This window comes from Eubacterium sp. BL-380-WT-2B, from assembly GCF_009696115.1.
Taxonomy (GTDB): domain Bacteria; phylum Bacillota; class Clostridia; order Eubacteriales; family Eubacteriaceae; genus Eubacterium; species Eubacterium callanderi.
In genome coordinates this window covers 1-5,909 of sequence record NZ_VUMP01000019.1, presented here as the reverse complement: position 1 = coordinate 5,909, position 5,909 = coordinate 1, and the positions used below count along the sequence as shown (strand labels likewise).

Below are 5,909 nucleotides of genomic sequence, written 5' to 3'. Positions count from 1 at the left end.
TTTTATATTACCCCACCGAAAACGAGGCTTGAAAACCGCGCGAAATAAGGCTTTTTCACCCCCTAAATGTACACGCTGCGGTGTTAGCATATAGAAAGCACTGTTCATAGAAAAGTTGCAAAAAAACATTTGCAATGCACTTGCAAATGTCACGAATATTGAATATAATATTAGTGCAAGCTAAAAATGACGAGGAAAGGAGTGCTATTATGGCTAAAGGAAATATGACGATAAGAATGGAGCCGGAGCTGAAAGCACAGGCGGCAGCTCTCTTTAAGTCCCTCGGAATGGATTTGAGTACGGCAACGGGTATTTTTTATCGACAGGCACTTAGGTGTCATGGACTTCCCTTTGAAGTCAAGGTTGACGAGCCGAATGCTGTTACCTATGCGGCGATGGAGGCGGCAGAAAAGGGAGAGGATATGTATGGTCCGTTTGATAGCGTTGCAGATCTGATGGAGGCGCTGAATGCTTAAGCCGGAGTTTTCGGGGCAGTTCAAACGAGATTACAAGCTTGCGATCAAGAGAGGCTGCGATCCGAAGAAGTTGGAGGAAGTGATCACGCTGTTGTGTAACGAGCAGCCGTTGCCGGAGGCGTATCGAGATCATGCTCTCACTAATTCCAGAAATTATAAGGACATGAGAGAATGTCACATCGAGCCGGACTGGCTGTTGGTCTATAAAGTTGTTCGGCAGACTTTGATTTTGAAATTGATAAGGACGGGATCTCATAGCGATTTGTTTTGAGATTAACTCCGGATGAAAGAGTGGTGATGATATTTGGCGGGTGTAATAACGGAAATTGCAATAGAATGTGGCGTGTCGGAACAGGCAGTTCGTGCATGGTGTAGGCGAAACCATGTTGCGAAAGATGCGAAAGGAAGTTTCGCAATCAGCGAAAGTCAAAAAACCTCCATATATCAGCATTATTTAGGTGTTGAACGAAAGCAAGTTTCGCAACAGGCGAAAGCAAGTTGCGAAACTTGCGAAACCACTTTGATCGCTATGCTGCAGGGAGAATTAGACCGGAAAAGCGAGCAACTTGCTGTAAAGGACAAGCAGATCGAGGAACTGAACGCAAGGTTGGCGGAGGTCAGCTCGGCGTTGGTGACGGCACAGCAGACTGCGGCAGCGGCCCAGGCTCTCCATGCTGGGACAATGCATCAGCAGCTTCTTTCCGGCAAGTCCGGAGCCGATCAGCCGGAGCGTGAGACAGAACCGGTTCAAAAGCGTAGCTGGTTTAGTAGGTTCTTTGGGGACTAAACAGAACGACAAATCGGAAATGGCTTTACACCCACCCCGAAATTATAAAAATCGAAGGGAGGACTTTTTCCGTCAGGAAAAAGGATACACTATGCGTGAAACAAAAGTATTCAGCAAAAACAGCACATATCAGAAATTTGAAGTGCTTAAGACTAACAGAAATAAAAGGTACAGATATAACGAGTTCTTAGTTGAAGGTGTCAGAAGCCTTAATGAAGCTGTAAAGAACAAATGGAATATAAAATCTTTTATTTATGACAGAAACAATTTATCCGGCTGGGCAAAGGAAATGATTGCAAATGTTAAAACAGATGAGAATTTTTGTCTTACAGCTGAGCTTATGAATGACCTCAGCAATAAAGATGATACGTCTGAGTTAATGGCTATCATTGAAATGCGTGAGGACAAGCTTGAGAACGTGCCGCTTTCCGAAAATCCTTTTATAGTATTATTTGACAGACCGTCAAACAAAGGCAATCTCGGTACAATGATACGCTCTTGTGATGCACTCGGAGCAGATATGCTTATCATTACAGGACATTCCATAGACCTTTATGATCCTGATGTAGTTGTTTCTGCTATGGGTTCTTTTTTCAATATGCCCGTTATACGAATCGCTGACAATAACGATCTCTTTATGTATCTAAACAAATTGAAAGAACAGTATCCGAATTTCCTTACTGTCGGAACTACCGCACACAAGCAAAATCCGATTTATTCAGCTGACCTTACAGTTCCTCTAATGCTAATGATGGGCAATGAAACTATGGGACTGAACAAAGCATATAAAGAATATTGCGACCTGCTTTGTACTATTCCAATGTCAGAAAAATCATACGCATCTTCGTTCAATGTAAGCTGTGCTGCTTCAATTCTGATGTACGAAATCACAAGGCAAAGGGGCATAAAGTAAATTCTATCAGTTTATTTTTGCAATGGAATATTTCCATTTATCGGGGAGTGTGAGTCCAAAACTCACGCTCCTTTTTTGCATTTCTACAACCATTACGCCCTTGCGTGCAAACATCATAATCTCATACTTGATAAAGCTTATGGTAAAGCATAATTACAACTTCCAGTTTATCGGTGGGATGAAGGTCGGGGAGCCGTCCGCAGACGGCAGGGGCAGCGCCCCTCCGGAGCTGGTAGAGCAGCAGGCACGAGCCGGCAGTGAAGCAGCTCCGGCAACCCCTCCCCTTTAGGGGCGCAAAGCACTTTCACACCGCTGCACCGATGGGGTGGCGGTGTGAAAGTGCTTTTGCGTTACTTTCTCACCAGAAAGTAACAAAGAGGTTGTTTTTAGCGGAAATTTATGATAAAATAGAGGACGGAAGAATAAGCGGAAAGGGGGCGATTTTATGGGAGTTACGATTTCGGGTATGACAGGTGCAGGGAGCATCCGGCACAACAACCGCAGCTTCTCAGCGGCGAATGTAGACCGGAGCCGGACGGAGCAGAACATTGTTTTCTGCAACGAGGATCTGAAGCAGGTCTATCATATGGTCTTTGATGAAGCTCTCGCAGCCTACAACGCAAAGAAAACCAAAACGAGAGATAAGATACCGGACTACTATGAGCATATCCGGCAGAGTAAACAGGAAAAGCTGTTCCATGAAGCGATCTTCCAGATCGGCAACATGAGCGACTGTGGGTGCGGTACGCCGGACGGAGAACGGGCGGCGGCAGCTCTGAAAGATTTTGCGGAGTCTTTTGCAGAACGCAACCCCCATCTGCGGGTGTTCAATATGGTGCTGCACATGGACGAGGCAACGCCCCATCTCCATGTCGATTTTATCCCTGTGGCAACGGAGCAGTCAAGAGGACTTTCTACAAGGGTATCTATGAAACAGGCATTGAAGCAGCAGGGGTTTGTCGGTGTCGGCAGAAAGCAGACCGAATGGGCGGCGTGGATGGAACGGGAGAAAGAAGCTCTGACGGAGATCGCCCAGCGGCACGATTTTGAAATTATCTCTCTCGGCACGAACAGACCGCACATGGACTTGCCGCAGTTCAAGGAAGCGGCTGCGAGGCTGGAAGCGGTGCAGCAGCAGACAGCGGCAGTAGAGCGGGAGGTTGCTGAGCTGGAACGGCAGCGGGACGCTCTGAAAGGCACTGTGCGGCTCTTAAAGGAGGCTGACAGGGTAAATGCACCCCTGCATGATATTCAGCCGGAAAAGACGCTCACAGGGGCAGTAAAGGGCGTGACGGTGGATCAGGTCGAGCAGCTAAAGAAAATGGCACTGCGCAGCGTGACGGATCGGCACAAGGTACAGGAGCTGACGGAGGAAAACACCCGTCTGCGGTCACAGGTGCCGTCCATGAAGAAGCGGCTGGAAGAAGCGCAGCGGCAGCAGAGGCTTGAACAGGAAAACCGGAGGCTGCGCGATGAAAACTATTATCTGCAATCCGAGCTGCAGGAGGAACGCAGCTTCACCGAGCGTCTGACGGACGGCATCGGTCGGATGCTGGACTTCTTGGAAGAACACTTGCCGGAGCGTCTGCGTCCTCTGCTTGAAAAGGCGAGGGAGCTGCTGCCCGATCCGGAGATTGGACAGCAGCAGGAGCAACAGCAGCACCAGCGAGGGATGGGCGGCATGGAGCTGTAAAAGAAGCCTGTCCGGAGGGCTTGAAAATCTCTTTCGGACAGGCTATAATAACAACTGAAAATAGGGAATTGCTGTATTGATAATCTAAGCCCCCTGTAAGGGTACTCCCAACCTATATTTTTTCTCTCTGAAAGGGAGAAAGTCGGAGGGGAAAAGGGGGGTGAGCGGAGGGGTGTTGGAAGTGTGGTAAACCTCGTTAGAGGTTTTCCAAGCCACTGTGGTAAACCCATCGGGTTTTCCATAGTGGCGGCACTTTCAATGCCCCGCAGCGAGGGGGAAAAGGGGGAGGTGACTTTCTCTTTAAGGCGGCGTAGCCGCCGCTCTTTTGCTCCCCCTTTTCCCCCTTCCCGCCCGCAGGCGATCCCCGCCGCAGCGGATTTTCTTTTTGGTACTTTTTCTTTTGTGAGGTGGTAATATGACCGAGAATTATCGAGGCTGCTACGAGTATTTGAGCGCACAATATCCGGAGGTCGGAGGCTATGAGTTTTATAAAGAGCTGTTTCCGGACAATGAGAACTCCGGAGAACGGCACACGGATTTTTCCCATCCGAACGCTGTGTATCTGTATCGGGACGAACAGAGCGAGGATAAGAAGCTCCGGCGCAGGAAGATGTATAACGACACATGGGAACAGGATTACATGGAGTTTGTCGAGGGGAACAGCCTTACTTTGTGCAGCGGTCTTGCATATCGCAGAAAGGAGAACAGGCTGGAGAACGCCCAGCGGATGTATGCTCTGATCTTCGATCTGGATGGCGTAGGTCTTGCCGAGCTGCGCAACCTCTTTCTGCGCTTTGGCGGCGATCCGGAGCGAGTGCGCCGGTTGCCGATGCCGACTTTCCTTGTTCTGTCGGGGACAGGGCTGCATATCTACTATGTTTTCCAGCAGCCGATTGACCTATACCCGAATATAAAAATTCAGCTTAAAAGTCTGAAATATGACCTCACTTTCCGGCTATGGGAGTATGGCAGCACTTCGCAGGTCAAGGCGATCCAGTATCAATCCATCAATCAGAGCTTCCGCATGGTGGGCAGCATCAATGACAAGCATGGGACGGAGCTGGTCGCTTTCCGTACCGGAGAACGGGTAACGCTGGATTATCTGAACGCCTACGCAAAGCCAGAAAACAGGGTGGATGTCAATAAGCCTTTCAGCCCATCCAAAATGACACGAGCTGAGGCGAGGGAGGCATATCCGGAGTGGTATGAGCGTGTTGTTGTGAGAGGCGAGAAAGGACGCAAGAAGTGGGATATTGCCGGAAAGGTGCATGGTGATGATCCGTATGCGCTCTACCATTGGTGGCTGCGGCAGATCGGAGAGATAAAGGGCGGGCATCGGTATTTCTTTTTGATGTGCCTTGCTATCTATGCTTACAAATGCGGTGTGTCGAAGCAGCAGCTCCGGCAGGATATGAAAGAGGCTTTTGATGATCTGCAGATGGTGAAGCATGAGAACGCATTGACCGAGGAAGATATACGGAGTGCGCTGGAAGCCTACGACAAGGAGTATTACAATTTCACGATTTCCGATATTGAAGCTCTGACCGATGTTCGCATCGAGCGCAACAAGAGGAATTGTAGATCACAGAAAGAGCATTTGAAAAGAGCAAGGGCGGTGCAGGAAGTGGATTATCCTGGCGGCACATGGAGAAGAAAAGGGGCAGAAGAAAAGAAAGCGCAAGTCTATGCGTGGCGGCAGGAGCATCCAGAGGGACGCAAGGCCGATTGTCATAGGGACACCGGACTTGATCCGAAAACGATCCGCAAATGGTGGGACACCGTACCGGAGGGGCATATAACGGTCAAAATACGCCCATCACAGGCTTTGAGCGATCTGTTGGTGGAGGAATTTAAGAAAGGGCTGTAAACGCCCCAGAAACGCCCTACAAGGCGTTTTCGGGGCGGGTAAGGGTTTTTATATTACCCCACCGAAAACGAGGCTTGAAAACCGCGCGAAATAAGGCTTTTTCACCCCCTAAATGTACACGCTGCGGTGTTAGCATATAGAAAGCACTGTTCATAGAAAAGTTGCAAAAAAAC

Annotated in this window: 7 protein-coding genes; all 7 read left to right on the top strand. The window is 49.0% G+C overall.

Features of this window, described 5'->3' with window-relative positions:
• Nucleotides 1–209 precede the first annotated feature (209 nt).
• The 7 genes from FYJ53_RS20975 to FYJ53_RS20945 all read left to right on the top strand — a co-directional run bounded on the left by FYJ53_RS20975 (nucleotide 210) and on the right by FYJ53_RS20945 (nucleotide 5,736).
• A complete protein-coding gene (locus FYJ53_RS20975; RefSeq protein ID WP_033119556.1) occupies nucleotides 210–476 on the top strand; it encodes a type II toxin-antitoxin system RelB/DinJ family antitoxin in 267 nt (88 codons plus the stop codon).
• Complete coding sequence (locus FYJ53_RS20970; protein WP_021632616.1) at nucleotides 469–747, top strand: type II toxin-antitoxin system YafQ family toxin; 279 nt, start codon at nucleotides 469–471, stop codon at nucleotides 745–747. The genes FYJ53_RS20975 and FYJ53_RS20970 overlap by 8 nt, the downstream gene beginning before the upstream one ends.
• Nucleotides 748–780: 33 nt before the next feature.
• Nucleotides 781–1,263 (top strand): hypothetical protein, encoded by a 483-nt coding sequence (locus FYJ53_RS20965; RefSeq protein WP_154557780.1) that lies wholly within the window; start codon nucleotides 781–783, stop codon nucleotides 1,261–1,263.
• 91 nt (nucleotides 1,264–1,354) lie between these two features.
• Nucleotides 1,355–2,176: an RNA methyltransferase gene (locus FYJ53_RS20960; RefSeq protein ID WP_167840468.1), complete on the top strand. Its 822-nt coding sequence runs from the start codon at nucleotides 1,355–1,357 to the stop codon at nucleotides 2,174–2,176.
• Nucleotides 2,177–2,315: 139 nt separating this feature from the next.
• Nucleotides 2,316–2,465 carry a hypothetical protein gene (locus FYJ53_RS20955; protein ID WP_154557778.1) on the top strand — a complete coding sequence of 50 codons (150 nt, stop codon included), beginning with the start codon at nucleotides 2,316–2,318 and terminating at the stop codon, nucleotides 2,463–2,465.
• 156 nt (nucleotides 2,466–2,621) lie between these two features.
• Complete coding sequence (locus tag FYJ53_RS20950) at nucleotides 2,622–3,869, top strand: plasmid recombination protein (RefSeq protein WP_015517767.1); 1,248 nt, start codon at nucleotides 2,622–2,624, stop codon at nucleotides 3,867–3,869.
• A gap of 415 nt (nucleotides 3,870–4,284) precedes the next feature.
• The gene (locus tag FYJ53_RS20945) at nucleotides 4,285–5,736 is read left to right on the top strand and encodes a hypothetical protein (RefSeq protein WP_207709054.1); all 1,452 of its coding nucleotides are present in this window, start codon (nucleotides 4,285–4,287) and stop codon (nucleotides 5,734–5,736) included.
• The last annotated feature ends 173 nt before the right edge of the window (nucleotides 5,737–5,909 follow it).